This is a genomic window from Bdellovibrio bacteriovorus, from assembly GCF_041888015.1.
GTDB lineage: Bacteria > Bdellovibrionota > Bdellovibrionia > Bdellovibrionales > Bdellovibrionaceae > Bdellovibrio.
In genome coordinates this window covers 1,665,449-1,691,249 of record NZ_CP168968.1, presented here as the reverse complement: position 1 = coordinate 1,691,249, position 25,801 = coordinate 1,665,449, and the positions used below count along the sequence as shown (strand labels likewise).

The 25,801-nt window shown below is 49.2% G+C and carries 22 protein-coding genes; 13 read left to right on the top strand and 9 right to left on the bottom strand.

Features of this window, described 5'->3' with window-relative positions:
• Positions 1–183 precede the first annotated feature (183 nt).
• Positions 184–2,853 (bottom strand): zinc-dependent metalloprotease, encoded by a 2,670-nt coding sequence (locus ACES2G_RS08170; RefSeq protein WP_374001800.1) that lies wholly within the window; start codon positions 2,851–2,853, stop codon positions 184–186.
• Between the two features lie 122 nt (positions 2,854–2,975).
• On the opposite strand from ACES2G_RS08170, the gene ACES2G_RS08165 reads away from it, so the two are divergent.
• Together ACES2G_RS08165 and ACES2G_RS08160 are read left to right on the top strand one after the other, a co-directional pair.
• Positions 2,976–4,337: a peptide MFS transporter gene (locus tag ACES2G_RS08165; protein WP_374001799.1), complete on the top strand. Its 1,362-nt coding sequence runs from the start codon at positions 2,976–2,978 to the stop codon at positions 4,335–4,337.
• A gap of 75 nt (positions 4,338–4,412) precedes the next feature.
• The gene (locus ACES2G_RS08160) at positions 4,413–4,616 is read left to right on the top strand and encodes a CPXCG motif-containing cysteine-rich protein (RefSeq protein WP_374001798.1); all 204 of its coding nucleotides are present in this window, start codon (positions 4,413–4,415) and stop codon (positions 4,614–4,616) included.
• A gap of 55 nt (positions 4,617–4,671) precedes the next feature.
• Here the strand turns inward: ACES2G_RS08160 and ACES2G_RS08155 are convergent, their stop codons facing one another.
• Together ACES2G_RS08155 and ACES2G_RS08150 are read right to left on the bottom strand one after the other, a co-directional pair.
• A complete protein-coding gene (locus ACES2G_RS08155; protein ID WP_374001797.1) occupies positions 4,672–6,825 on the bottom strand; it encodes a 3-hydroxyacyl-CoA dehydrogenase NAD-binding domain-containing protein in 2,154 nt (717 codons plus the stop codon).
• A 242-nt stretch (positions 6,826–7,067) separates the two neighbouring features.
• Positions 7,068–8,411, bottom strand: coding sequence for an acetyl-CoA C-acyltransferase (locus tag ACES2G_RS08150; protein ID WP_374001796.1), 1,344 nt, complete (start codon positions 8,409–8,411; stop codon positions 7,068–7,070).
• Between the two features lie 456 nt (positions 8,412–8,867).
• On the opposite strand from ACES2G_RS08150, the gene ACES2G_RS08145 reads away from it, so the two are divergent.
• The 5 genes from ACES2G_RS08145 to ACES2G_RS08125 all read left to right on the top strand — a co-directional run bounded on the left by ACES2G_RS08145 (position 8,868) and on the right by ACES2G_RS08125 (position 15,172).
• Positions 8,868–11,129 carry an NADP-dependent malic enzyme gene (locus tag ACES2G_RS08145; RefSeq protein WP_374001891.1) on the top strand — a complete coding sequence of 754 codons (2,262 nt, stop codon included), beginning with the start codon at positions 8,868–8,870 and terminating at the stop codon, positions 11,127–11,129.
• Entirely contained in the window at positions 11,116–12,243 is a 1,128-nt protein-coding gene (gene chrA, locus ACES2G_RS08140; protein WP_374001795.1) for a chromate efflux transporter, read from the top strand. The genes ACES2G_RS08145 and chrA overlap by 14 nt, the downstream gene beginning before the upstream one ends.
• A gap of 47 nt (positions 12,244–12,290) precedes the next feature.
• A complete protein-coding gene (hflX, locus tag ACES2G_RS08135; protein WP_347359358.1) occupies positions 12,291–13,556 on the top strand; it encodes a GTPase HflX in 1,266 nt (421 codons plus the stop codon).
• Positions 13,557–13,631: 75 nt separating this feature from the next.
• Positions 13,632–14,762 carry a hypothetical protein gene (locus ACES2G_RS08130; RefSeq protein ID WP_374001794.1) on the top strand — a complete coding sequence of 377 codons (1,131 nt, stop codon included), beginning with the start codon at positions 13,632–13,634 and terminating at the stop codon, positions 14,760–14,762.
• Positions 14,750–15,172, top strand: coding sequence for a hypothetical protein (locus ACES2G_RS08125; RefSeq protein ID WP_374001793.1), 423 nt, complete (start codon positions 14,750–14,752; stop codon positions 15,170–15,172). The genes ACES2G_RS08130 and ACES2G_RS08125 overlap by 13 nt, the downstream gene beginning before the upstream one ends.
• Before the next feature lie 20 nt (positions 15,173–15,192).
• On the opposite strand, the gene ACES2G_RS08120 is transcribed toward ACES2G_RS08125, so the two are convergent.
• From ACES2G_RS08120 to ACES2G_RS08110, 3 genes are all read right to left on the bottom strand, one after another.
• Positions 15,193–17,277: a response regulator gene (locus ACES2G_RS08120; protein WP_374001792.1), complete on the bottom strand. Its 2,085-nt coding sequence runs from the start codon at positions 17,275–17,277 to the stop codon at positions 15,193–15,195.
• A 127-nt stretch (positions 17,278–17,404) separates the two neighbouring features.
• Entirely contained in the window at positions 17,405–17,836 is a 432-nt protein-coding gene (locus tag ACES2G_RS08115; protein ID WP_374001890.1) for an acyl-CoA thioesterase, read from the bottom strand.
• Positions 17,837–17,957: 121 nt separating this feature from the next.
• Positions 17,958–18,350 carry a LuxR C-terminal-related transcriptional regulator gene (locus tag ACES2G_RS08110; RefSeq protein WP_374001791.1) on the bottom strand — a complete coding sequence of 131 codons (393 nt, stop codon included), beginning with the start codon at positions 18,348–18,350 and terminating at the stop codon, positions 17,958–17,960.
• 209 nt (positions 18,351–18,559) lie between these two features.
• On the opposite strand from ACES2G_RS08110, the gene ACES2G_RS08105 reads away from it, so the two are divergent.
• The 4 genes from ACES2G_RS08105 (at position 18,560) to ACES2G_RS08090 (ending at position 21,419) form a co-directional block, all read left to right on the top strand.
• Positions 18,560–18,985 (top strand): response regulator, encoded by a 426-nt coding sequence (locus ACES2G_RS08105; protein ID WP_347359353.1) that lies wholly within the window; start codon positions 18,560–18,562, stop codon positions 18,983–18,985.
• Between the two features lie 21 nt (positions 18,986–19,006).
• Positions 19,007–19,510, top strand: coding sequence for a chemotaxis protein CheX (locus ACES2G_RS08100; RefSeq protein WP_347359352.1), 504 nt, complete (start codon positions 19,007–19,009; stop codon positions 19,508–19,510).
• Positions 19,507–20,898: an HD-GYP domain-containing protein gene (locus tag ACES2G_RS08095; protein ID WP_374001790.1), complete on the top strand. Its 1,392-nt coding sequence runs from the start codon at positions 19,507–19,509 to the stop codon at positions 20,896–20,898. The genes ACES2G_RS08100 and ACES2G_RS08095 overlap by 4 nt, the downstream gene beginning before the upstream one ends.
• Positions 20,899–20,960: 62 nt before the next feature.
• Positions 20,961–21,419: a DUF421 domain-containing protein gene (locus ACES2G_RS08090; protein ID WP_374001789.1), complete on the top strand. Its 459-nt coding sequence runs from the start codon at positions 20,961–20,963 to the stop codon at positions 21,417–21,419.
• Here ACES2G_RS08090 and ACES2G_RS08085 read toward each other — a convergent pair whose 3' ends face one another.
• Together ACES2G_RS08085 and ACES2G_RS08080 are read right to left on the bottom strand one after the other, a co-directional pair.
• The gene (locus ACES2G_RS08085; protein WP_374001788.1) at positions 21,420–22,052 is read right to left on the bottom strand and encodes an RDD family protein; all 633 of its coding nucleotides are present in this window, start codon (positions 22,050–22,052) and stop codon (positions 21,420–21,422) included. It lies immediately after the preceding gene.
• Positions 22,019–23,209, bottom strand: coding sequence for a CCA tRNA nucleotidyltransferase (locus tag ACES2G_RS08080; RefSeq protein WP_374001787.1), 1,191 nt, complete (start codon positions 23,207–23,209; stop codon positions 22,019–22,021). Before ACES2G_RS08080 ends, ACES2G_RS08085 begins: the two co-directional genes overlap by 34 nt.
• 54 nt (positions 23,210–23,263) lie before the next feature.
• Between ACES2G_RS08080 and queG the strand changes: the two genes are divergently transcribed.
• Positions 23,264–24,313, top strand: coding sequence for a tRNA epoxyqueuosine(34) reductase QueG (queG, locus tag ACES2G_RS08075; RefSeq protein WP_374001786.1), 1,050 nt, complete (start codon positions 23,264–23,266; stop codon positions 24,311–24,313).
• On the opposite strand, the gene ACES2G_RS08070 is transcribed toward queG, so the two are convergent.
• Positions 24,310–24,792, bottom strand: a complete 483-nt coding sequence (locus ACES2G_RS08070) for a hypothetical protein (RefSeq protein WP_347358838.1) — start codon at positions 24,790–24,792, stop codon at positions 24,310–24,312. The two genes, queG and ACES2G_RS08070, sit on opposite strands and share 4 nt — an antisense overlap.
• Before the next feature lie 68 nt (positions 24,793–24,860).
• Here ACES2G_RS08070 and ACES2G_RS08065 point away from each other — a divergent pair, with 68 nt between their 5' ends.
• Positions 24,861–25,787: an HD domain-containing phosphohydrolase gene (locus ACES2G_RS08065; RefSeq protein ID WP_347358837.1), complete on the top strand. Its 927-nt coding sequence runs from the start codon at positions 24,861–24,863 to the stop codon at positions 25,785–25,787.
• The last annotated feature ends 14 nt before the right edge of the window (positions 25,788–25,801 follow it).

Below are 25,801 nucleotides of genomic sequence, written 5' to 3'. Positions count from 1 at the left end.
CTAAGGCAAGAGCCGGACCAAGCATGCCAAGCTTATATTCGAGCTGACCCTGTTCCGCTGTTTCACGCTGGAACAAAAATGCCCCCAGAGCCACTTCTGGGACTCACTCGACTAAACTTTAAACAACAAAGGCATGGTCCATGGAACCATGCCTTGAGGTGATCTCATTTTGAGACGAAGGAACTACTGAACGGCTTTCAACGCACCCAGCACCGTGATTTCCGCCTTCAGCCACGCTGCCGCTGCGGAATCCACCACTCCTGTCTGCAACAGGCGCAATGCCAATGTGGACGGTTCAGCCTCTGTGACGATATTCAAGGAAGGGTCAATTTCAGCCAAAAGCTCATTGATTTTATTCTCTTGCTCGGCCTTGGCCTGAGCCACTTTCAAAGTCATATTAAAGCGCAGACCTTTTGAAGACAACAGCTTCGCAAAGACTGCTTTTTCTTCGCCATTCAAATAGTGATATGGCAACGTCACCTGCTTCGCCAATCCGTTACCAACTCGCACAGCCACCGTGCCGGTCATTGCAGAAGCCAGGTCCAGATACAACTGAGTTAAAGATTCCACGTCGGCATCAGTCAGAACATTTTCAGCCAACAACGAAGTCACAAAGGCTTCTTTACCAGCCTCGTCCTCTACTTTTTCATTCAAACGCGGCAGAATCGAAGCTGCAGCACTGAGCAGAACCTTGTCATTGGCTGTTTTCAGGGACTCCATGAAGCGCAGAATCTTGCGCTGTTCATCCTGGGTCAAAGTATACTCGCGACCTGCCAGCGTCTTACCAGACGCCAGATAAGTGCTGTTTTTCAACGCCTCAATCTGACGATCCAGCCAGTGAATATTAATCTGACCCTGTTCATCACGCAAAATACCATTCAAGAGCGCGGCATAGCCGCCAGCTGCCTGCAAAGAACGCTGACGATCCGCTTTGAAGGTCTGATCCATCCCAAAACGGGCGTAAATAACCTGGCCGCTCTTCACCCCAGTCAAAGAGGCAAAGGATGCCGCTGGAGCACCATTCTTCGTGCTGTCAAACAGGGCCTGAGCAACAAAAGACAGGTCAATATTGGCCTTAGACCATTTCACTGTGTCTTTCAAAATAACATCCAGGTTGTTCACTACGTCCGGCTGATCCCCCGGAAGCAGGCGACCCATAATAGAGGCGAACAAGACCTTGACCAAACCATCGCGTTCATCAATGCCATCCAGATATTTTCTTTGCAGTGGATTGTTACCGGCATCGAAACGTTCACAACCATAAATCTGCAGACCTTGAGAGTTTGCCACAGCGATGTCGTCATCCGTGCAATAGCGAGAGACCTTTTCATCCAAAGCCGTATCGTTTTCCGAATAAGCCCAGTCCATCGCCATCTTATCATAAGATAATGGAGCCTGCTTCAAACGCGCTGACATCAGAACATCATCAATGCCGCTGACATAGTCCATGATGCTGGTGGTGGTCTCAAGACCCTGATGAGTCAGATCCTTCAGATAGGTCTTTGCGGATTCATAGATCTCGGCCGTGGAAACCTTTGCAGAGGAAGAACCCGCAAAGTTATGACGAAGCCCCAAAGCATGACCCAATTCGTGCGCCACGGTTGAGCGCACACTGTCTTGCGCCAAGCGCAGACGCTGAGAATCGCTGGCTTCACGGGCCAACTTATTTAGTGCCAATAAAGACTGAGACAGATCACACGCCACAGCACCAGCCGCCACCACCGGGATATCCCCGTTCAACTTAACCAAGTCTGCGGAGCCCACGCGTGTGAAGACAGATGGCATAAAGACCTGAGCGCGCAAAAGTTCGCCCGTCAAAGGATCAGACTGACCGATGGCGTAGGCGGCACCGGAATCCAACCAAGGAATCCAACGCACCATGATTGTACGATCTTTAGGGGCCGAGTGAGCCGGAACTTTAGTTTCCACCTGAATCACATCACGACCGAACACTTTGTTCCAGTACATCGCGCCTTCAATAACGGACTGCTCGTAATCAGCCGGAACCGCATCAGAAATACGCACGACAATCGGGCCTTTTTCCGAAGAAAGATCCCACTTCGTGATGAGGTTTGTCATCTCTTTGCTCAGTCCGGACTTGGCCACTTTTGTGACAAAGAAACCGACACGGCGGGACTGGTCGTATTCTTTCTTTTTAAAGTTATCACCCAGATTATAAGCACGAATCTGAATATTCATATTGATAGTTTCTTCGCGCGCCTCGCCATTCAGACTCTTGTCTGAAGCCATGCGCATAACATCGCTGCGAACTTTGGAAAGCTGGTTAAGCTCGATGTTCTTTTCATCATACTTGATGCCCGTAACAAAGGAATCAATCACCGGCAAGGAGGTCAAAGAACTCTCGGTCAAATCCACATTCCCACGAGGAGCATCCACGTCATAAGAACGCTGAAGGACAAAAGTCTTCAAGCCTTGACCCCAATCGAAGGTCACAGAGTTTTCATCCTCTGCAATCACATCGAAGCTCTGGATCAGGTTTACGGTGCGGATTTCTTCGTAGATGCTGTTGTAGTTTTCGCCAATCAGCGCCACTTTCTTACCGGATTTTTCAAAGCTCACTACCAGAGGTTTTAGATCATACCATTGAGGCGTTGAGCCGGAAGTGATGCCGGACGCAATCAGCAGGAAGACCTTCCCCAAGGAATCTTTTTGAATTTTGATGCAGGAAGCTTTGTCACACAGATCTTCAACAGTCGGCTGACTGAAGGATTTCATGGCATTTTCGGGAGCCTGTTTTTCACGGATGATTTCCTTTTCCGTCTTCGTACAAGCAGTGATGGTCAAAGTTGAAATCAAGGCGCTGGCAATCAGGATGCGCTTATTAAATGTCATGAAGGACCCTCCCACGGACACAAGAATTTGAGTGCTTTTATGCCAAACTATTGCCAAGATCAAAAGGCATCTGAAAAAAAGATAATTTGCAATGTTCATAACATAGACAATGAGGACCCTGAATGAGCGCCACTGCTGAGAAGAGTTTCTTTGGCCACCCACGAGGACTTTTTACACTGTTTTTCACTGAAATGTGGGAAAGATTCTCATACTACGGGATGCGCGTTCTTCTAGTGCTCTATATGACTCAATACCTTTTCATACAGGCTCAAGAGGGCAAAACTGTTTGGGGGTATGAAACAATCAAAGCCATCCAAGAGTACTTCTTTGGCCCCCTTTCACATCAGGCCATGTCCTCGCAGATCTATGGGCTCTATACCGGCTTTGTTTATTTTACACCCTTCTTCGGAGGACTTATTGCCGATCGCTTCATCGGACAACGCCGCTCGGTCTATATCGGGGGCTTCCTGATGGCTATCGGCCATTTCCTGATGGCCGTGGAAAGTATGTTCTTCCCGGCACTCCTGTTCCTGATTGTGGGTAACGGATTCTTTAAGCCGAATATTTCCACGCAAGTCGGCGGTCTGTATGCGCAAGGCGATGCCCGTCGCGATGGCGCTTACACGATCTTCTATATGGGTATCAACCTCGGTGCGATTCTTTCCCCTTTGATCTGCGGAACTTTAGGGCAAAAAGTGGGCTGGCACTGGGGCTTCGGAGCTGCGGGCGTTGGAATGCTTTTATCAATGGTGATCTATCACTTTGGCGGAAAACATCTGCCGGAAACTGAGCACCAGAAGTCAGTTAAAGAAGTGGAAGCTGCCGCTCACAAACCTTTGAGCAAAGAGGAATGGACTCGCACCTGGGCTCTGACTTTCCTATGCATGGTGACGATCTTCTTCTGGGGTGTTTACGAGCAACAAGGTAACACCTTGCAACTGTGGTCTGATCAGAATACCGACTGGGTCTTCTTCGGCTGGGAAATTCCCTCCACCTGGTATCAGTCCTTCAATCCGATTGTGATTGTTTTATTTGCACCGCTGCTGGATCGCGTGTGGGCTTGGCAGGCGCGACATAAAAACGCCCCGTCCACAGTCACCAAGATGGCTTTGGGTTGCGCCATTGGCGCCGTTGCCCTCTGCGTGATGTATATCGCCGCACAGACTGTTGGCACAGGCAAAGGGTCGGTCCTATGGCTCTTTGGCTCCACGTTCCTGCTGACCATGGCGGAACTGTATATTTCTCCGATTGGGCTGTCGTTGGTGACCAAGGTCTCTCCAGCTAAAATCGTGTCTATGATGATGGGCGTTTGGTTCCTGGCCGCCTTCTTTGGAAACTACGTGGCAGGCTATATCGGTATGTACTATGAACAGATGGGCAAGGATCACTTCTTCCTGCTTTTGGCGGGCCTCAGTCTGATTCCAGCCATCTTGTTCTTTATGTGTCATAAATTCCTGACTCAGGCCTTAGGGAAGGAAGTCTAGCTCTGTATTTACACAAAGCCGCTTGAAGTCCGCTGTCAGCCTAGGACAATAAGGATGAGGACTTCAGGAGGTTTTATGGATTATAAAGTCATCTGCCCCTATTGCAGGGAGAAGTTCTGGATGACGATCTATCGCGAAGATGGCGAAGATCAGGAGTTCGTTTACGACTGCGAAGTCTGCTGCCATCCCATCGCTTTGCATGCGCACTGGGACGAGTCTCAGTTCCGCTTCAAGCTCAATGTTGGTCGCGGCAGTGGGTATGATGAAATGCCCATATAAAAAAACCGGACTCTACTTTAAGAGTCCGGCTTCATTTTGCATCCAGTGACGATCTTTATTTATAGAACTTGCTGTTGGATTTTGCCATGTTGGTCAGCGGTGTTGCTGGCTTCAGGCGAGCCGCTTTACGGCTGGAAGCATACATAGCCAACTGATCTGCCACGTATTGAGTTCCCACACTGTCAGTGTACTTCATCAAACCACCGCGGAACGGCGGGAAGCCTGTCCCCATAATCATAGCCAGATCCACTTCATGCGGAGTTTCCACAATACGATCTTCGATCAACGCCAAAGAACATTCATTGACCATGGCAAAGACGCCACGCTCGATACACTCTTTGGAATCATACGGATTGCTTGGCTGCCCCAAACCCAACGCCGCATAAACTGTCTGATCGACAGCACCGCGTTTTCCGTCTTCAGTGTAAGTGTAGAAACCTTTGCCATTCTTACGCCCCAGACGACCGGAATTACCCAAAGCTTCCATACATGGCGCCAGCTCGATACGCTCACCGAAGGCTTTTTTGAAGATCTTAAGAACCTTCAAGCACACGTCCAAACCAACTTCGTCCATCAGCTCGAACGGACCCATCGGCATACCGAATTCTTTTACGTAAACCTTATCGACGAATTCGATGTTCATGCCTTCCTGAAGCAAGAACGCCGCTTCACCCATGTAAGGCAGAAGCAAACGGTTTACCAAGAATCCCGGACCGTCTTTCACAACCACCGGCATTTTGCCCATTTTTTTAGACAATTCGTAAATCGTCGCAATTGTTTCGTCGGAAGTTTTCTCGCCACGAATGACCTCAATCAACGGCATTTTGTTCACCGGATTGAAGAAGTGCATCCCCGCGAAATATTCAGGACGTGGATGACCTTTAGCCATCTCTGTCACAGAAAGGGAACTAGTATTGGTCGCGATGATCGCATCAGGGCGCATTTGGCCGGCACACTCACCGATCACTTTTTGCTTGATACCCATATCTTCCACGATGGCTTCCACCACCACATCCAGATTTTTGAATCCGGAATAATCCGTCGTCACAGACACCATGTCCATTTTTTGCTGGAACTGATATTTGTCGATGGATTTTCTTTTCACCAGTTTCATCCAGAGATCACTGGCGTGCTTCAAGCCTTTACCCAAAGCATCGGTGTTCAAATCCTTCATACGAACTTGGATACCTTTATCAGCGGCCACATAAGCAATACCGCCCCCCATCGTGCCCGCACCCAGAACACCCAGGCCTTTGACATCACGAGGTTTCACATCCACGCCCGGAACACCATTTTGTTTTTTCACCATCTCGGTCAAATAGAAAACGTGGATCAGATTTTTAGAAATATCCGTCACACCCAATTTACAGAAGCCTTCACGCTCAATACGTAAAGCCGCCTCACGGTCCGACATGCCGTAAGTTTTCTGAATCACTTCCAACGCCTGAAGTGGTGCCGGATAATGACCTTTCGTCGCCTTCAAAACGCCTTCACGAGCTTTTTTAAAGACAATTCCACGACCCAAAGCACTTTCAAGAATGCTGTTAACAGCGCCTTTAGCTTCGAATTTTTTACGACGCTTTTTACCACCGTCAGCGATAATTTCTTTCGCCCATTTCAAAGAGAAGGACTCCAGCAGGTTCGCGTGAACCATCTTGTCCACCAAGCCGATTTTCAGGGCCTTTTTGGCATTCACAGACTTACCGGCAAGAATAATATCCAAAGCCGCCTGCAAACCAATCACGCGAGGCATACGAACACAACCACCAAAGCCCGGCAAAATCCCCAATTGAATTTCCGGCAGACCAATCTTCGTGGAAGAATCCTCGGAAGCAATACGATAGTCACAAGCCAAAATGAACTCACAACCACCCCCCATACAAGCACCGTTCACAGCCGCAATGGTAGGCATCGGCAGATCTTCCACCATGCTGATAACTTCCTGACCACCTTTTACAGCAGCTTCGAACTCTTCCGCCTTGGTCATGCTTTTGATTTCTTCAATATCCGCACCCGCAATAAAGATCTTGGGCTTATTGGATTTAAAAATAACCGCCTTGTAAGAGGACTTCTTCAACTCCTCCACAACTTCCTTAAGGCGCATCATCACCGGCGTAGAGAACTTATTAACCTTCTCCCCAACCAGATCAAACTCAACAACAGCAACCTCACCTTGAGGAACAATTTTGATACTTTCCTGAATAGACATTCATGAAAACTCCTAAGTTGCAAAATCTAAAACATTCTTTTTCTTTAACATACCAACTATACAATCCTTAAAACCGCCCACAAAGAACCTCTCCCGAAGCCCTAGCGACAGAGCCCGGATCTGGGCTCGAAGCAAGTTCCACAGCAGCTCATCCCAAAGGGATGGCGTCCGCGAGGACTGTCCGAAGCTGCGAGCGCAGAGCCGGGCTCTGTCGCTAGGGCTTCGGCCCGAGAGTTTCTTAACTAACCCTCGTTCTCAAGGATCATAGATCCGCCTTGACCACCACCGATACACAATGTCGCAAGACCAAACTGTGTATTTCTGCGTTTCATTTCTTTGGCCAAAGTCAGAACGATACGAGTTCCGGTTGCACCCACCGGGTGACCCAACGCAATCGCACCACCGTTGACATTCAAAATATCATCACGGATTTCACCAATTTTGGAAGACAATCCCAGTTTTTCCTGGGCAAATTTGTCAGAATCAAATGCCTTTTGGCAGGAAAGAACTTGTGCCGCGAAGGCTTCATTCAGCTCCACCAGGCCGATATCTTTCATCGTCAAACCAGCACGCTTCAATGCCACCGGAGAAGAGTACACAGGCCCCAGTCCCATGCGCTCTGGCTCAAGGCCGGCAAATCCATAAGAACGGATTGTCGCCAGCGGCTTGTACCCCAGGGCTTCGGCTTTTTCACGGGACATCATCAATACCATCGCAGCACCATCTGTGATCGGGCAAGAGTTCCCCGCCGTGATAGAACCTGTGGCCTTATCAAAGAACGGTCTCAATTTCGCCAGCGCCTCCATCGTTTGAGTGTCACGAGGACCGACGTCATCACTGATGACTTCTTTATATTCAGGAGCCAGATAAACCGGAGCGATCTCTTCACGCATGCGCCCCTCTTTCATGGCATTGGAAGCCAGTTGGTGCGAGCGCAGAGCGAACTTGTCTTGAGTCTCACGAGAAAGACCCCATTCTTTGGCAAGGATCTCTGCTGTCTGCCCCATATTGATGCCGACGAAAGGATCCGTCAGACCCATCATCACAGAAATCACCGGGAAGTATTCATCACGCATATTCCCGGACAACAAAGCTTTGATCTGTTTCACGTCAGCTTTAAACAAAGACCACAACAGCGGCAAAGCTTGTTTCGGGCCTTTGGCTGCAAAAAGTTTTTCGTAGATTTCCTGGAACTTTTTCGGAGGCAGTGTCGGCATCTGGGACATATTCTCAGTCCCCCCCGCGATAATCACATCCATTGTTCCGGATTTGATTTTTTCATAACCATTGGAGATGGACTCCAAAGCCGATGCACAATTACGGTGCACAGTGTAAGCAGAAGTTTTCAGAGGAATACCGGCATTCAACGCCACCACGCGGGAAATATTCACAGCATCAGGAGGATTTCCAGTGTTACCGATGATCACTTCATCGACAAGATTCACATCCAAATTCGTCTGAGCAATCACTTGTTTCAGAGCAACCTTACCCAGTTCTGCCGGGTGAACTTTCTTAAGCTTTGTCCCTGCCTTTGTGAAAGGCGTACGCAAACCTTCTACAAGAACAACATCGCGTGGTGATTTCATTAACTGACTCCTTAGTTGTATAAACCATTAAAATGATATGTCTTTTCGGCAGTTCCACCAAATAGTAAAAGCACCCCATCTGGGTCGGATGCCAAAGCAGCCTCTTCAGGACTCTTGGTCTAGGAACAGGAAATGCGCGCCAATGCGGGCTTTTCGGTCAGAACTAGAAATTCTGCTCTAAAAGCGAGCACTTTTCGCTCTGAAAGATTTTTTTACGAACAAGGCTCGCTGCGCCAATCCGCCCATTCATTGACCCACCTATCACCCCTCGGTAGAGTAAAGGCACTTGTAACTGGACTCCCTCTAACCCATTGAAATGGGTCGTAAAATCCCTCTCTGCGGAAGTCTGGCAACTGCCCCGAAAAGGGGCAAGAAAAAGGAGCATCCTTGGAAACGAAAAACGATACAAAAACCGGAACGACGAACTTCGATCAAGAAGCTTTGGCCTATCACCAGATGGGTAAGCCGGGAAAAATTGAAGTCATTTCCTCCAAACCTTGCGCAACGGAAAAAGATCTTTCCTTGGCGTACTCTCCGGGCGTGGCGGCTCCTTGTAAGGCCATCGCCAAAGATCCGTCCAAAGTTTACGACTATACAGCCAAAGGGAATCTGGTGGCGGTTATCTCTAACGGGACCGCCGTTCTGGGCTTGGGAAACATCGGACCTGCTGCTGGGAAACCGGTGATGGAAGGCAAGGGCATTCTGTTCAAACAATTTGCCGGCATTGATGTTTTCGATATCGAAGTAGCCGCGACAGATGTTGATGTTTTCTGTAACGCCGTTCGTGTTCTGGAACCAACCTTCGGTGGTATCAATCTGGAAGACATCAAGGCGCCTGAGTGTTTTGAAATCGAAGAGCGCCTGAAAAAAGAAATGAACATCCCCGTCTTCCACGATGATCAGCACGGGACCGCGATTGTTTCCGGCGCGGCCCTTATGAATGCCTGCGCGATCACCAACCGCAAAATGGAAGACATCCGTATCGTCGTGAATGGTGCGGGAGCTTCTGCAAATTCCTGCGCACGCATTTTCATCGCTTTGGGCGCACGTCGTGAAAACATTATTATGTGTGACTCTCAAGGTGTGATCTACAAAGGCCGCACCGTGGGCATGAACAAATACAAAGAATTCTTTGCTGCGGAAACTGAAGTGCGCACGCTTTCTGAAGCTTTGCGTGGCGCTGACGTCTTTGTCGGTCTTTCTGTGGCCGGCGCCCTGACGCCAGAAATGCTGAAAGATATGGCCAAAGACCCTATCATCTTTGCCATGGCCAACCCAGAGCCGGAAATCACTCCAGATAAAGCCCGCGCGGCTCGTCCGGATGCCATTATTGCCACCGGCCGTTCGGACTATCCGAATCAGGTGAACAACGTTCTGGGCTTCCCGTCCATCTTCCGTGGCGCCTTGGATACACGCTCCACTCAGATCAACGAAGAAATGAAAATCGCAGCCGTACATGCCTTGGCAAAACTGGCGCGCGAAGATGTGCCAGACAAGGTTTCTGCCACTTACGGCGGCAAGAGCTTTAAGTTCGGTCGTGATTATCTGATCCCAAAACCATTTGATACGCGTGTGCTTTTGCGAGTGGCTCCGGAAGTGGCGAAAGCTGCAATGAAGTCTGGCGTGGCGACTCGTGCAATTGAGGATTGGGATTCTTATCGCGAGACATTGGAGGCTTTGCAAGGCCCATCCAAGGTCTTCATTCGCTCTGCAATCAACCGTGTGCACCAGAATTCTGATGCTAATGGCGGCGAACTGCCACGCATCGTCTTCCCGGAAGGCACCAGCACCAAGGTTCTTAAGGCCTTGGCCACTTTGGTTGAAGAAAGAATCTGCCAACCCATCCTGCTTGGTTACCCAGAGCGCGTGAAAGAAAAAATCAATGCTTTGGATATTCCACTGCTGAAAGATGTCACGATCATTCACCCGTCTTCTTATCCAAAGTATTACTCTTACGTTGAGAAGCTTTATTCCTTCCGACAACGCAAAGGCGTAAACCTGAGCGAAGCTGAACGTCTGATGGCCGATCCGAATCACTTTGCAGCCATGATGGTTCGCATGGGGGATGCCGATGGTATGGTCAGTGGTTCTTCCATCAATTATGCAGATGCGGTTCGCCCGATTCTGCAGTCGATTGGAACTTACAAAGATGGCGTCCCTGCCGGCCTGAACTTTGTTCTTTTGGAAGACAAGTTCCTTGTCCTGGCTGACACGACTGTGAACTTCAATCCATCGGCTGAACAGTGTGCCCAGATTGCTTTGCAAGCGGCACGCATCGTAGAGTACTTTGGCATTCAGCCTCGCGTAGCCATGCTGAGCTACTCTAACTTCAGCGGTGCGGACGGCACACCGAAGAAAATGAAGCGCGCTGCAGAGATCCTTCGCGATATACGCCCGGACCTGATGGTCGAAGGTGACATGCAGGCTGATACCGCAGTGAATCCAGAGATCATGGAAAGACTGTTCCCGTTCTCGGGCCTTAAGGGTGGCGCGAACGTGCTGGTCTTCCCAAATCTGGAATCAGCCAACATCACTTACAAACTGATCCAACAGATCGGCAAAGTGGAAGTGATCGGACCATTCCTGACAGGCATTCGCAGATCTGCCAACGTGATGCAAAGAACAACCACAGTGGATGGCATCGTGAACTCCGTGGTATTCACAGCCTTGGAAGCTCAGTTCATCAAAGAGGTTCTGAAAAACCGTGAAAAGAAATAGTCAGTCCGGCTCTGCAACAGAGCTGGCAAGACTTTTTCTTAAGCTGGGGGCCACATCCTTTGGTGGCCCCGCAGCGCATATCTCGATGATGGAAGAAGAATGTGTCCATCGTCGCCAATGGATCAGCCGCGATGAGTTTTTAAAACTGCTCGCCCTGGCCAATCTGATTCCCGGCCCCAATTCAACAGAACTGGCAATTCATATTGGCTATCGGCGCGCAGGCTGGAAGGGCTTCTGGATTGCCGGAGCCTGTTTTATCCTGCCTGCTTTTTTTATCGTTCTGACTCTGGCCTACTTCTATAGTCTTTACGCAAAACTGCCTGAAATCGAGTCCTTTTTACTGGGCGCTAAGGCTGTCATTCTGGCCATCATCCTGCAAGCTCTGGGCAGATTTTTTTTAAGTCTTTTTGACAAAAAATCCTATCAGGAACTTTTTCAGTTCAAAAGCCCCCTCTCCACCAGCCATCTCTTTACAGGGACTGCCGCTGGATTAACGATAGGCCTTCATCAAAGGGGCGTTTCGGAAATTCCTCTGCTTTTCGCCGGGGGTATTCTGGCGTGGGTGATTCTTCATCCCGAAAAACGCCTGTGGAATCTGGCTCCACTTTTTTGGGTATTCTTCAAGATCGGCTCAGTCCTTTTTGGCAGCGGCTATGTCTTGCTCAGTTTTTTACAAACCGAACTTTTGGAAAAACGCAGCTGGATCACCCAAGCTCAATTATTGGATGCTGTGGCTGTTGGACAATTCACCCCCGGCCCCGTCTTCACCACCGCAACGTTTGTGGGCTACCTGGTGCAAGGCCCCCTGGGTGCGTGCGCCGCAACGCTGGGTATCTTTCTGCCCGCGTTTTTGTTTGTCGCTTTAAGCATTATTCTCCATCGCCAACTCGAGGGCTCTGCAGCCCTTCAGCGCTTCCTACAAGGTGTCGTGGCCGTTTCGGTGGGCCTTTTAATTTCGGTCTTCATCTCATTGGCGACAGCCTCTTTGACCGGAGTTGTGAGCTGGACCTTGTTCCTGGTAAGCTTGCTTCTGCTGGCTCGGCGCATCCCCAGTGCGGCGCTGATCATCGGGGGCGGAATCGTTTCTTTGTTAGGACAAAATTTAACTTTGTGAGCCTGTACGACCGTGCTAAAATTAAGACTAAGGGAGGGTTTTCCTGATTGAATAATCAAGCCCATGTCAAAGACCAGGATAGAGCAATCGTCATTGGTGTCGGTCTGAAGACCGAGCCCCTTACTGAAATCAAAGAAAATCTGCTGGAACTTGAGGAGCTGGTTTCTGCCGCTGGCGGCGAGATCGTGGGCTCTATTATTCAAGTTCTGCCGCAGTGGAATCCCGCGACACTGATCGGAACCGGCAAGGTCGAGGAAGTGGCCGAGATGGTCCGCGACAGCGGAGCTACAATTGTGGTGATGGACCATCAGCTTTCCGGGGTTCAACAGCGAAACTTGCAGCAAATTGTTAAAGCCCGGGTTATCGACCGCAATCAATTGATTTTGGATATCTTCGCCCAGCGCGCGCAGACCTTTGAAGGAAAACTTCAAGTGGAGCTTGCACAGCTGCTGGATCAGATGCCTCGCAACGTCGGCGCCTGGTTGGAATCTTTGTCTCGTCAAGGGGGCGGTATCGGCACGCGCGGTCCGGGGGAAACAGCTCTGGAGAATGACCGCCGTCGTATTCGCGAGCGCGTGGCACTTATTAAAAAGAAACTTGAAAGTGTGCGCCAAAACCGTGCACAACACAGGCAATCTCGTCGCCGTCACGAGATCCCGTCTTTTGCCCTGATCGGTTACACCAACTCCGGAAAGAGCTCTATTCTGAACCGCCTGACAGGTGCTCAGGTCATGACAAAGAACCAAGTCTTTGCCACCCTGGACCCAACAACACGCAAGATCTTTCTGCCTGATGGACCGCCGGCAGTTGTCACCGACACCGTTGGATTCATCCGCAAGCTGCCAACCCAACTGATTGAAGCTTTTAAAGCAACACTTGAAGAGTCTTCCGAGGCCGATGTTCTGCTGCATGTGGTGGATCTATCTTCACCCAACATGGAGAGACAAATTGAAGTGGTGGAAGAACTCATTAAGGAATTCAACTGGCAGGACAAGAAAATCATCCATGTCTTCAACAAAAGTGATATCGCACCTTTAGAAAGACAATTTAGAGTCAAAGCCTATCCGCGCGTATTCGTCAGCGCCCTGAATGGCCAAGGCATGGAACAGTTGAAAAAACTGATGGCTCAGACCGTGAGCGAGATGCAACAAGATGTGCAGCTTTACTTCCCAAGATCTGAAGAATACAAGATTTTCGACTTGGGCCGCGAAGCGCAGATCCTGCGCAAAGAAACCGCCACCGAAGGGACCGTCTGCTACACCCAGCTCACCCCTTCATTGCTAAACCGCTGGAAAGAGTATCTGGTAAAATAAAGCTCCAGGACTTTCATCCTGGGGTTTTTCATTTTTAATTCATTCTTTTCCATAATTTTACCGATAAAGCCCCACGTGAGACAGTGGGCAATTCTTCTTATCTTCAGCATTTTTTGCGGAGCCGCAACAGCGTTCGGCGCGGGCTCGATATGCGTGAATGACAAAGACGGGACTCGCGAGCTGACCAATCAAGACATCAACCGTGCGCTCCTTAAATCCAAAGATGCTCTCTATACAGCCTTCCAGACAGAAAAGAAAAACCCGGCTTGCGACCCTCCTGGCTCCTCTGGCACTAAAGCCGTCAAGGGAACCATGGCCAGCCTGGCTGCCACTCTTTCAAACTCCAATATCCCCCAGATCAAGAAAGCCTGCATTGAAGCCTCTTTGCAACGCGAGCCCGGCAATAATGGCTATAGCTGCCTGAATGGACAGCCCAAAAAGTTCTCCAACTCTGGAAGCTCAGCTCCTTGCCTGAATCAAACGACCGTCGACTTTCTGCACTTTGCGATCAACAAAGCCACGGCCTGTATTTCTGATGGACGTATGCCCATTGATCCGCGAATCATTCTTAAAAAAATCAACAATGAAACAGCTTTTAATTTCTACATCGCCTACCCAGGTGGCGTCGGCATCGGACAGCTAATTTCAGATCCGGTCAAAGATATCGCTGGCTACACCAAAAATGGAAAGTTCATCAAAGGTAACGCCTCTTATGTTCTGGAAGACCTGATGAACAGCAAAAACCCCGCTTGTGCCGCCTTTAAGGAAATTCTTAAAAATGATTTAAAAACCCCGCCTCCACATGGAGGTGCGACCAAAAACTACTGCACTTGGGTCTCTCCAGATCAGGGGTTGGCTCGCAGTCTGATTTACGGCATGGGCTATTATGTTCATGTACGCGACAAGGTCATCAAACCAGCCCTGGAAAAACGCGCCAGCAAACTTGCTAACAACGCCGAGGTTTTAAACTACCTGACTTTACACGCTTACGGCCCGGATGGTCCCGAGGGCGCCAAATCTTTGGTTCGCCAACTGCGCTTTAGTAACACCACCGCTCCGGGCGAAGCCCGATCCAAGATCGAGGGCGCCAGCGCATATCTAAAATCAACGGAAAAGAAGATGGAAGAGCTTTTGGATATCCTGCAACCAGACCAGAAAGACAAGCACGGCAAAAGTGCTTTGAAGGGGGACGCATGCGTGCAATAGCCCTGACCTGCACCCTGCTCTTTATTCAGCCATCTTTGGCAGGACTGAAAGTGCGTGCCGACTTCAGTAAAGAATCCCAGATCCTGATGAGCAAGGCCGAAAAAGAGACCGACAAAAACAAACGCGTGCTTTTACTGGAAAAACTTAAAGCGTCGCTTGAAAAGACTCTGGATCAATACGAAAAAGAAAATCCCGATAGCGGCGGCGAAAAGGAGAAAGAGATCTCCCGCTTCCTTTACACTCTGGATCCGGCATTTGATCTGGCTTCCGAAAAAAAGAAGGACGAGACTCGCTGCGAACAGGCGGCTCAAGCCGTGCGCTCAAGCAACAATCTGGGTAAACAAGAAGGTACTGAACTGACTGCCGACGCCAAAGAGACCCTTCGCTGGATCGAACTTCTTTGCAAATAGATTGTTTTTACATCTCAGCCTTACGCCGGCTTAAGATGAGATTGAAGGACATGCAGAAGAGTCTTTGAATCAATGGGTTTTGTCAGATGGTCCGCAAATCCCGCAGCAAAAGCGCGCTCCCTGTCTTCTTTCATCGCGTGGGCTGTTAAAGCGATGATCGGCCCTTTAAATCCACTCTTACGAAGCTCAGACAAAGTGCCATACCCATCCAACCCGGGCATCTGAATATCCATCAAGACAAGATCATAATGCTGATTTAGAGACTGACTCAGAGCCTCTTCACCACTTTCAGCTTCAATGACTTCAAGCCCGGACTTACTCAGAATTTTTTTAATAAGCTCACGGTTGTCCGGCGAATCATCAACGGCCAGCACCTTGAAACCGGCAAAGGGACTTTGCGTTTCTGCAACCCGCCCCTCGGCAGAGCTTGTCGCTGCGACATGGTTGGCATCCTCAGCCTGAAAAGTAAATTCAAAGATACAGCCCCCCTGAGGCTCGCATCGAACAATTCTGACATCACCCCCGAGGGCATGAGCCAGATTTCTTGAAAGAGCCAGCCCCAGACCCGTACCGCCAAAACGGCGGGTCGAAGTGATATCCGCCTGCGTGAATGGCTGGAACAATCTATCTGACTGTTCCTGCGTCATACCGATGCCTGTATCTTCAATGGTAAAAGTGACTTTCTTGCGTGTTCCACTTACCTGCTCGGCCCGGCAAAAAACTTTCACGGAACCTTCCGAAGTAAATTTAACCGCATTACCTATGAGATTTACCAACACCTGGCGGATTCGCACTGCATCCGAAACAACAACCAAGTCAGCGATTTCGGTCAGATCATAATTCAGGTAAATACTTTTTCGGGCAGCGAGATCGAAAAACATAGTCAGGACTTCCTGAAGCAGTTTTTTAAGTCTGACGGGTGACTTCTCGATTTCAAATTTGCCCGCCTCGATTTTGGACAAATCCAGAATATCATCAATAATACGCGTAAGAGACAGACCATTGCGATGAATGATCTCGAGATACTTTTCTCTTTCTGCTGAATCCAGATCCTGAGTTCCGATTATTTCCGAAAAGCCGAGAATAACCCCCAAAGGAGTGCGGATTTCGTGGGACATATTTGCCAAAAATGCCGACTTTGCGTGGTTGGCATTTTCGGCTGCGCTTTTTGCTGACTGAAGAGCTCGCTCGGCCATCACCCGACTTGTGACATTGTTAAGAGCAAGGACAAGCCCTTCAATTTGATCATTCAAATCGTAAATGGGTTGAAAGACAAAATCGACAAAGAACGAAATTTCAACACCATCCGCACGATGATCATGAATTTCGAAATTTTGCGCTTCGAAGATTTTCCCTGTGCGGAAAGTTTCTTCCAGCTGCACCATCAACCCGAGTTCTTCCATCTTGGGAAAAACATCTTTCACTCTTCGCCCGCCGACATCGTCGCCCCCCAGAAAGAGCTCACGGTAAAGACTGTTCGTCAAAGCGAAACGGTGTTCAGGCCCTTCCAAAACAGCCATGGCAATAGGGGCCTTTTCAAGAATAGAACGCAACTTTCTGCGCTCGGCTCGGACCTCCTGGTTGGAGCGGGCCAAACTTTCTTCGGCAGCACGATTCCTGATCACCGACGTTGTCGTATCAAGAATCGTACAAAGCATTCCCGAAATTTTTCCTTCAGCATTAAACAGCGGAGAGTTCCCGTAAGTATAATAATTTCCCTGAGGCTTGCCATCGACCTCGATGTCAAATTGCACGTCGGATTCTAAAACGTATCCTCCGGCTTCCACTTTGCTGACAATAGCATGCACTTGATCCCAAACTTCGGGCCAAACATCATGAAGGGCCGAGCCCAGGGCGCGTGGATGACGATGTTTTAAGATTGGGATGTAGGGATCATTATAGAAGACTCTTCGTTGAGGGCCCCAGGTGCAGTACATCCCAATGGGACAACTGAAAAGAATGCGCAATGAATTGATGAGACCAGAATCCCAATTTTCGATGGGGCCTAGCTCTGTGCCAGCCCAATCAAAGCTCAGCGTGGCCTGAACCATTTGACTGGTCTTTGCGAATTCCCCGAATGGATTTACCTGATTTTCAAACCCCACGGTCTCTTTCTACCTTAGGGCCAGAACATTTAAAAGCATTTTTAAATATACGCCAGCACTGTGATGAGTGTTCGGATTGTATCTCAACAACGAGATGAAAAACTGCAAAAAATCTGGTTTTGAAAAACTATCTGCTCTTATTCTGCAGACGGATCTCACGACGTTTTTTCGCCTGCTCATAGCGGCGTTTGTCGTCATCAGATTCCAGAACCAATGCCGGCACCGCTGTCGGTTTTCCCATAGATCCTAATGCTACAAAAGTCAGATAGGCAGAAGCTGTATGGAAGGATTCACCCGTCTTGGGATTTTCAGCATCGACTCTCACTCCGACTTCCATGGAAGTTCGAGACGTGTAATTCACGCTGGCCTTCAGATTCACCACCCAGCCCTTGTAAACCGGAGCAACAAAATCCAATCGGTCGATACTGGCCGTGACAGTTTCTTTATTACAGTGTCGTTGCGAGCAGATAGCGGCGCAGATATCGATCCAGGACATGATCGTTCCGCCGAAGACACTTCCCAAAGAGTTGGTATGGGAAGGAAGAACCAATTGAGTCATCACCACTTGAGATTGGGATACGGGTTTAGCGTCAGCCAAGATGCAGCCCCTTTCAAAAAAAACAAAGCGCAGGTCTGTGTCTCCACATCCTGCGCCTTAGAACTAATCTAATCAATAAAGATTAGATGCCGCCCATACCGATATCGGAGTTACCACCACGGTTCAAACCGCTACCTGGAAGAGTTGTTGTACCTGCAACAGTCGCAGATCCAGCTGGGATCGTTTGAGTTGCGTTGTTATTGAATGCAGTCGCAGCAGCTGCACTTTGGTTGTTGTTTTCAGCGCGTACTTCGCTTTCAACAAAGCCAAGGTGAGGCAAGCACCATACGATCAACTGTGCACGAGACTTCACATTCATTTTTTTGTAGATGTTTGTGAGGTGAAATTTAACTGTTTTCTCAGTTACAAAAAGCTGGTTCGCAACTTCCTTGTTGGACAAGCCTTTAGACACAAGTTCAGCAACTTCTGCCTCTCTATTTGAAAGACCTTTTTGAATCAGGACATCTCTGAGCATCCTTGCTCCCTCCCGCTAATTGTTTTTAGTTTTTAAATCCGTCTAAACCTTTTACGCCACCCAGGACTCATGTCCAAAAGTAGCACGACCACCTGTAATAAAGTCTGACAACAAAAACTGGAATTCGCAATAGGTTTGGACTCTAGTTTTAAAAAACTAGACCGATAAGCATGAGGATTTTACATGCTTTTACCTTTTCAGGAGATATTATGTTTCCCACAAATACAAAGTTTTTGGTCGTTGATGACTTCGCAACTATGCGAAAAATCATTAAAAAAGTGCTAAATGAGCTGGGCTACACCAATGTTGAGGAGGCTGATGACGGCAAAACCGCCCTGCCAATGATCCAGGCCGCTCATGATGCGGGACAGCCTTACGGCTTCATTATTTCGGACTGGAATATGCCCGGGATGCAGGGCATCGACCTTTTGAAGTCCTGCAAAGCGGATCCCCGTACTAAGTCTGTTCCTTTCATGCTGGTGACAGCAGAGTCGGAACAAAAGCATATTCTTGAGGCCGCCAAAGCTGGCGTGTCTGACTATGTCGTTAAACCCTTCAACTCGGCAACTTTGAAAGCCAAGATGGAGCGCGTTTGGGCTAAACACAACCCTTCAACCCAGGCAAAAGCTTCCTAAGCCTTTATCCAGGAGAATTCAATGTCTGCTGCACCCAAAGTAGAGGCTCTTAATCCCCTTTTCGATAAACGACTGATCAACGCTTTCGTTGATGGCGTTCTTAAAACCCTGAAAAACATGGCGCAAACAGACGCCACACCAGGAAAACCCTTTATCGAGCCGCAGTTTGTGCTCAAAGGGGAAATTGCCGGTATGGTCGGCATGGTGGCTCCACCACTGAAAGGCACTTTGCTGATTTCCTATGGCAAAGACAGCATCTTCCATATTCTGGAAAACATGCTGGGCGAGAAATACACTGCTATCAATGGCGATGTTTCTGACGCTGTCGGTGAAATGACCAATATGATCTACGGTTCCGCAAAAACAACGCTGAACCAGCTTGGCTATAACTTCGAAATGGCCATCCCCACTGTCATCTCCGGCGACTTCAAAATCACCCACTCTGACAAAGGCGCCACTCTGGTGATTCCCTTCAATCTGACTAATGGCTCCACATTCTATGTAGAGATATCGGTACAACAATGAGTTCCGCTTCAGGCAAGACGGTTGATGTTCTCATCGGGAGTCCCCGCGACTCCTTCTGGGAAGCCATCACCGCTGTCCTGAAGGGTTACTATCCATACCGCCTTAAGCACTTCCACTCTATCGACGAAGCTCTGGATTACGGCAATTCTGACGGCTTCAATCCTATTCTGGCCCTGGTTGACGGCCAGGACGGGACCAATCTGACCAGCGAATGGATTCAATCCACAAAAATGAACTTCCCGGACTGTCCGGTGATTGTTCTGCATTCTTCCCTGGCTCCGCTGGATTTTGAAGTTCTGAAGAAAAACGGCGCAGATCAGATCATGCACATCAACTTCGACCGCGAATTCATTTCTGACATGGTTCTGCAGTTGGCCCCCATCAACATGGAGGGCGACCAGATCCCGATCACGGCCCTGATGCCAGTGGATTTGCGCGATATGGATGCCGACACACAGATCAACTTTGACGTCTACGTGCACCTGCCCGCCAATCACCGCTCGGTTCTAATGCGAAAGGCCGGGGATGTTGTCGATCAAAAGCATCTGGACAAGTTCAAGACCCTGCGCCAGCAGATGTATATCAAGAAGACTCAAATGACTCAGTTCTTTGAGTACGCCCGCACAGTCATGAGCATGCGCAATGTGCCGTTTCCAATCTCAATGACGGAAAAATTCCATCGCTCTAAAAAAGTGATCTATCAGATCATGGCGCAATTCCTGAGTGGTTCGACCACGGACTATTCTGAAGGAAAAGAGATTCTGGACAAGTGCAAATCCATCGTGGCTGACTTTGAACTGACGAAGGATCTGACCCCGGATGAAATTTTTGACGAGATCTCCCGATTCTCGGGCAATAACCGCACGCTTTACCACGACTGCATCTGTCTTTCTGCCTATGCCGCTTATTTTGCCCAGTTGCTGGGGTGGTCCGCAGAAAAACGAGAGTCCGCGGCTATTGCAGGACTGCTGCATAATATCGGCCTGGCAAAACTCCCCGCCAGTGTTGGCTGCAAGCCTTTGAGTGAATACAGCGACGAGGAAAAATCCGAGTATCATCTTTACCCGGAACGCTCAGTCAATATGGTTAAAGCCAAGAAAGTGCCATTGCCTTTGGATATTGCCGAAGCTATCGGACAACATCGAGAAAGCAGCAATGGCAAAGGCTTCCCCAAAAAACTTCCCGGCAGCGACATTTCGGAACTAGGCAAACTTTTGGGCTTTGCTTATCGTTTCCATGAAATGACCGCCTTGCAGGAAAATCATCGGGCCAAAACAGCCAATCAAGCGGTTGCCGACCTGCGCGATGCCGCCCTGAGTGGCACGGGCGAAGTGGATTTACTCCTGACAACATCCCTGTTCAAAAAGTGGAAGCCGTCAGCCGCCTAAGTCTGTGATAAGACATCCTGCTCCCTCTTGTTCAAGATTAAAAATCTGCTTAAAGTCAGCCCATGTGGACTCTAAGTTTTCCATGGTGGGAATACATTTTACGTTCAGTGATCATTTACGCAGCGGTGTTTGTACTTTTGCGTTTCTTTGGACACAAACAAATTGCAGAAATGGGCCCTTTTGATCTGGTCCTGCTGCTGATTCTCAGCGAATCCGTCAGCTCCGCCATAACTGGCGGTGACAACTCGGTGCCTGCGGCCCTGATATCGGTCGCAACTTTCGTGGCAATGAACCGCAGCGTGGATCTGATCATGTATCATTCCAGAAAAATGGAGCGGCTCTTGGACGGCAGCCCCAAAACGATCATCAAGGACGGCCATATCAACGAAAACATCTGCAAAAGTGAATTTATCACCCAAGAGGAACTGCTGTCCTCGCTAAGACAAAATGGACTTGAAGATCCCTCTGTCGTGAAAAAAGCCGTGCTTGAAACAAACGGAAAAATCAGTGTTCTGCGATAACTATTCGAAATTGACGTCCACGTAATCTTGCAGATCAAAGACTTCGCGTAGATCCGCCTGACGTTCCTGCCAGTCGATGGAATTCAGAACCATTTTTGCCGAAACCATCCCTTCATAAACGTACAGCAAAAGCACGACGGTCCCCAAGATCCAGCGAATCTGAGCTTTGTGCGGACGTGGAGTTCCCTGCACCACACGCGTTTCCGCAACCCAGTCACAAAGGTGGGTACGGTCGTAGCGGAAGAAAGCGACAGAATAAACGGCCGCCGAAAAGAAGAAACTCAACCGCCCCACCAGAGGTCGCAGCAAACACTGAGACCAGTGCAGCTTTTCATCATAGTTTCTGGAAGGCACCACCTTTAAACCCATCAGCCATTTCCCGGGGGTTGCCTGCATCAGAACCAAAAACACACACTCATAAACCGCCGGAATCAGATAAAGCACCAGCAATTGATTCAAGCTGACTAACACCTCATCATCCGTGAAAAACAAGCGGAGAAAAACACCGATAAACGGCAGGTAAAATGGCAAAACCACCATTTGATCAATGCTGTACGCGAAAAGCCTTCTCCATGTGCTGGGAACGTGTGCCTCTGTCATCATGATTCTTTCTTCAGATACTTCTTTAACCATTGCAAGGCCTCATCCCGGCTTTGCAAACCTCTTTCAAGCTGCAACTCAAAGGCTTGATCCAGACAATCTCCGATCGCCTTTCCCGTCAGCAAGCCCTTTACGTCCTCGCCATTTAAGAAAGGTCGCGGCAACAGATTCTGCCACGAGTCCCATTGGACAAACAGCTCTTGAATCTGAGAATTCTCAGGGGATTCCTCAAGCAGAATACGCAGGGCAAAAGCCACCCCATCCCGGGCCATCTTTTGCAGTTTCTTTCCCATACTCAGATTTAAAAGGGCGAGGGCATCCTGCCACACGGCCCACGAATCTTCGATACATCTTCTTTCACGACTGGACAGTCTTAAGCGATCCAGCGTTTTTTCCATTTCCACAGAATCAGCCTTGCGAACAAATAAAGCCAAGGCCTGCCAGGCTTCTTCAACCAGCGGGCTGGTCTTCCAGGAATTGTCGCGCAAACGAAATGGGAATAGCTCCCGCATCAGTCCCGACTGTGCCATCGCCTCAAGGCCCCGAGGAACGGCCTGAGCTTTCAAAAGTTTGTTCATTTCATCACGAATGCGCTCGCCACTGACTTTTGTGACAAGGGTTGCCATGCGGGTCATCGCCTGAAAGCTTTCGTCTTCAATTACAAAGTTCAGTTGGGCCGCAAAGCGGGCCGCTCGCAGCAGACGTAAATGATCCTCCAGAAAGCGCCGTTCGGAATCCCCGACCGTGCGCAAAATACCCGCCTGCAAGTCTGCCTGTCCGCCGACATAATCCAGAACTTGTTCGGTGGATAGATCATACATCAGGGCATTCACAGTGAAGTCCCGTCTTTGTGCGTCTTCTTGCGGGGTGGAGAAAACAACAGATTCAGGACGTCGCCCATCCAGATAAGTGCCATCATTGCGGAACGTGGCCACTTCGATATCCGCGCCATCCACAAGAACCCGCATCACCCCGAAGCTTTTACCGACATTGACGGTTTTTTTAAACAAGGACTCAATTTGATCCGGGTTCGCATCTGTCGCCACATCCAAATCATTAGCCTGAAGCCCCAGAAGGGCATCCCGCACACAGCCCCCCGCTAAAAAGGCTTTGTAGCCATGAGCTTGCAGAGTGTGGTAGATTGACTCCACTGCCGACCAATGAGGGTGAGAATGAATAAGCTTTTGCACTGAGTTCACCCTGACAGTGTAGAAAAAGACCGGCCCGAAAGAAAGAGTTTGTTCGTGACGCCACAGGAGATGAAAAGTCTGATCGATGGAACTTTGACCGAACTGGGGGTTTCCCATTTCGGCATTACGCCATTGAGCAAACCCCTGAGTTTTGAATTCTACAAAGAATGGCTGCAGGAAGGTCTTCACGGAGACATGGCTTATCTGGCAGAACATGCTCCGATCAAAGAAAATCCGCAAAGCAAGTGGCCCCGGGCTCAAAGTGCTTTGGTATTTGCCATGAGCTATTTCCCCCACCCTGAGAAAAAATCCGAGTTCCCTTTAAAACAGGCCCGGGTCAGCCTGTATGCCCAGGGCATGGACTATCATTTCTGGTTCAAGGATCGCATGAAGGAACTGTGCACCCAACTGCAAGCTCAGTTCCCCGACGAAGAGTTCCTGGCTTTCACCGACAGCAGCCCGGTGCTGGAACGTGATCTCGCCAAACGCGCTGGCCTGGGGTGGGTCGGAAAAAACACCTGCCTGATCCATCCAAAAAAAGGCAGCTTGTTTTTTATTGGCGAAATCTATACGTCGCTGAAGTTGAATACAGAGATCGCCCCTTTACCGGACTTCTGCGGCACCTGCACGCGCTGTCTGGATATCTGTCCGACTGGAGCCTTGATTGAACCGCGTAAGATGGATGCCCGCAAATGCATCTCCTATCTGACGATCGAGTCCCGCCAAGTCCCCCCCGAAAACCTGCGAGAAGCCATCGGAGATTGGTTCTTCGGGTGTGATCTTTGTCAAACCGTCTGCCCATGGAATCAAAAAGTTTTTAAAGGTCAGCTGTCGATAGAAAAGTCGCTGGCGCTTTCCAGCACGGAAGAAAGCCTTCTCATCGAAGACCTTCGTTATATCTTAAGCGCCTCAGGAAAGAAAATCGGCAAGGACTTTTTAGGAACCCCACTGGCCCGCGCTGGTTCCTTCGGCTTAAAGCGCAATGCCCTATTGGTCTGCGCCAACCGCGGACTGAAAGAGCTTCGTCCGGAGGTGGAAGCTCTGTTGGAACATGAAAAATTAGGTGAACTGGCTCAATGGGCTTTGCGCAGGATCTCAAATTAAAGACCGAGTTTTTTCAAAAGATCATCAATTTCGGATTGATTCATTTTTGCCGGCGCCACACCCGTTCCAACACTGGCACTGACGGACTCGCTGAACTGACTGGAAACCCAGCGTAAGCGTTCGATAAAGGCCTGCGGAATGGTTTCGCGCAGCAAACGACCTTCCTGATGAATGCGCCCCAACAGTGTTTCCAAGGTTTCTGTTGCATCTAATAAAAGAGCCACACAAATATCAAAGAACTGCTCATTCCCCTGAATCTGCGACGCTTTATATCCCACAGCCTTGCAGATCGCCGCATAGTCCGCAATCATATGCAGCGCATGATCCGCAGGAGCCATCAAAGCCAGACTCTTGGCTCCCCCCATAATACGATCGACATTGTTGCCGTATTCGGCCAATTTCTGCACCTGCGAAAAGTCACCTTCAATACTTTCGAGAAGCTCTATGAGCTCCTCAATCAAGGACTTTGACTCGGACACAAAATCTTCTACAATTTCTTTATCAATCGCCATTCTATTAACGATAACAATCGAAGGATACCCAGGCAATGGATTATGTTTCTATTCGTGTGAGCACTCTGCGCGGTGATCAAAAAATCGACTTCAATGCCTATGTGAAGATCAATGACAAAATGGTCCTCTACCTTCGTCGTGGTGATAGCTTTGAAGGAGACCGCTTAAAACGTCTTAAGGACAAAAAACTGCGCAAGATGTACATCCTGACCGACGAAGAAAACAATTATCGCAGTTACCTGCAAAGAAATATCGAGACCGCCTATGATGGCACCGGCAACAAGGACATTCAAACTCGCGCTGATATCATTCAGGGTTCACAGCAAAGCAACACCGAAGAGGTTTTCGAAAATCCGGACAACGTGGCGACCTACAATGACGCCAAGGATGCCGCCGGCAAATACGTGAACTTCCTGCTGACCAATGCTCAAGCCATGTCGGCCGTGTTGAATATCGACAATACCGACAAGACCATCTCTCACCATGGTGTGACGGTGGCTACCTTGTCGATAGCGCTTGCCCAAAAGCTAGGCATCACCGATCCCAAGAAAACCCAACTGCTGACCTTGGGAGCTTTACTGCATGACTATGGACACCACAACTCTTCCCTGAATCTGAGTCAGCCCTTGGCGCAAATGTCTGCCGCAGACACCGCCGTTTGGAAAAAACACCCCGAAGAAGGCGCGCAGAAAGTTCAGGACAAAAAGCACTTTGATCAAACAGTCATCAACATCATCGGCCAGCACGAAGAAACCATCAATGGCTCTGGCCCCAAAGGCATGCGCGAAAAAGAGATGGATCCACTAGCCGTCCTGGTGTCCTCTGCCAATGCGATGGATCGCCTGATCACCTTTGAAGGCGTTCCCAAAAATGAAGCGGCAAAGAAGATGATGATCGAACACGTTGGAAAACATCCGCTGAATCATTTGCAATTTCTGAATGATATTCTCAAAGGACTGTAACTTTTTACCAGAAA

Coding starts and splice junctions, on each gene's coding strand:
- ACES2G_RS08170 (WP_374001800.1), bottom strand. CDS start 2,853: ATGACATTTAATAAGCGCATCCTGATTGCCAGCGCCTTGATTTCAACT.
- ACES2G_RS08165 (WP_374001799.1), top strand. CDS start 2,976: ATGAGCGCCACTGCTGAGAAGAGTTTCTTTGGCCACCCACGAGGACTT.
- ACES2G_RS08160 (WP_374001798.1), top strand. CDS start 4,413: ATGGATTATAAAGTCATCTGCCCCTATTGCAGGGAGAAGTTCTGGATG.
- ACES2G_RS08155 (WP_374001797.1), bottom strand. CDS start 6,825: ATGTCTATTCAGGAAAGTATCAAAATTGTTCCTCAAGGTGAGGTTGCT.
- ACES2G_RS08150 (WP_374001796.1), bottom strand. CDS start 8,411: ATGAAATCACCACGCGATGTTGTTCTTGTAGAAGGTTTGCGTACGCCT.
- ACES2G_RS08145 (WP_374001891.1), top strand. CDS start 8,868: ATGGGTAAGCCGGGAAAAATTGAAGTCATTTCCTCCAAACCTTGCGCA.
- ACES2G_RS08125 (WP_374001793.1), top strand. CDS start 14,750: ATGCGTGCAATAGCCCTGACCTGCACCCTGCTCTTTATTCAGCCATCT.
- ACES2G_RS08115 (WP_374001890.1), bottom strand. CDS start 17,836: ATGACTCAATTGGTTCTTCCTTCCCATACCAACTCTTTGGGAAGTGTC.
- ACES2G_RS08110 (WP_374001791.1), bottom strand. CDS start 18,350: ATGCTCAGAGATGTCCTGATTCAAAAAGGTCTTTCAAATAGAGAGGCA.
- ACES2G_RS08105 (WP_347359353.1), top strand. CDS start 18,560: ATGTTTCCCACAAATACAAAGTTTTTGGTCGTTGATGACTTCGCAACT.
- ACES2G_RS08100 (WP_347359352.1), top strand. CDS start 19,007: ATGTCTGCTGCACCCAAAGTAGAGGCTCTTAATCCCCTTTTCGATAAA.
- ACES2G_RS08095 (WP_374001790.1), top strand. CDS start 19,507: ATGAGTTCCGCTTCAGGCAAGACGGTTGATGTTCTCATCGGGAGTCCC.
- ACES2G_RS08090 (WP_374001789.1), top strand. CDS start 20,961: ATGTGGACTCTAAGTTTTCCATGGTGGGAATACATTTTACGTTCAGTG.
- ACES2G_RS08085 (WP_374001788.1), bottom strand. CDS start 22,052: ATGGTTAAAGAAGTATCTGAAGAAAGAATCATGATGACAGAGGCACAC.
- ACES2G_RS08065 (WP_347358837.1), top strand. CDS start 24,861: ATGGATTATGTTTCTATTCGTGTGAGCACTCTGCGCGGTGATCAAAAA.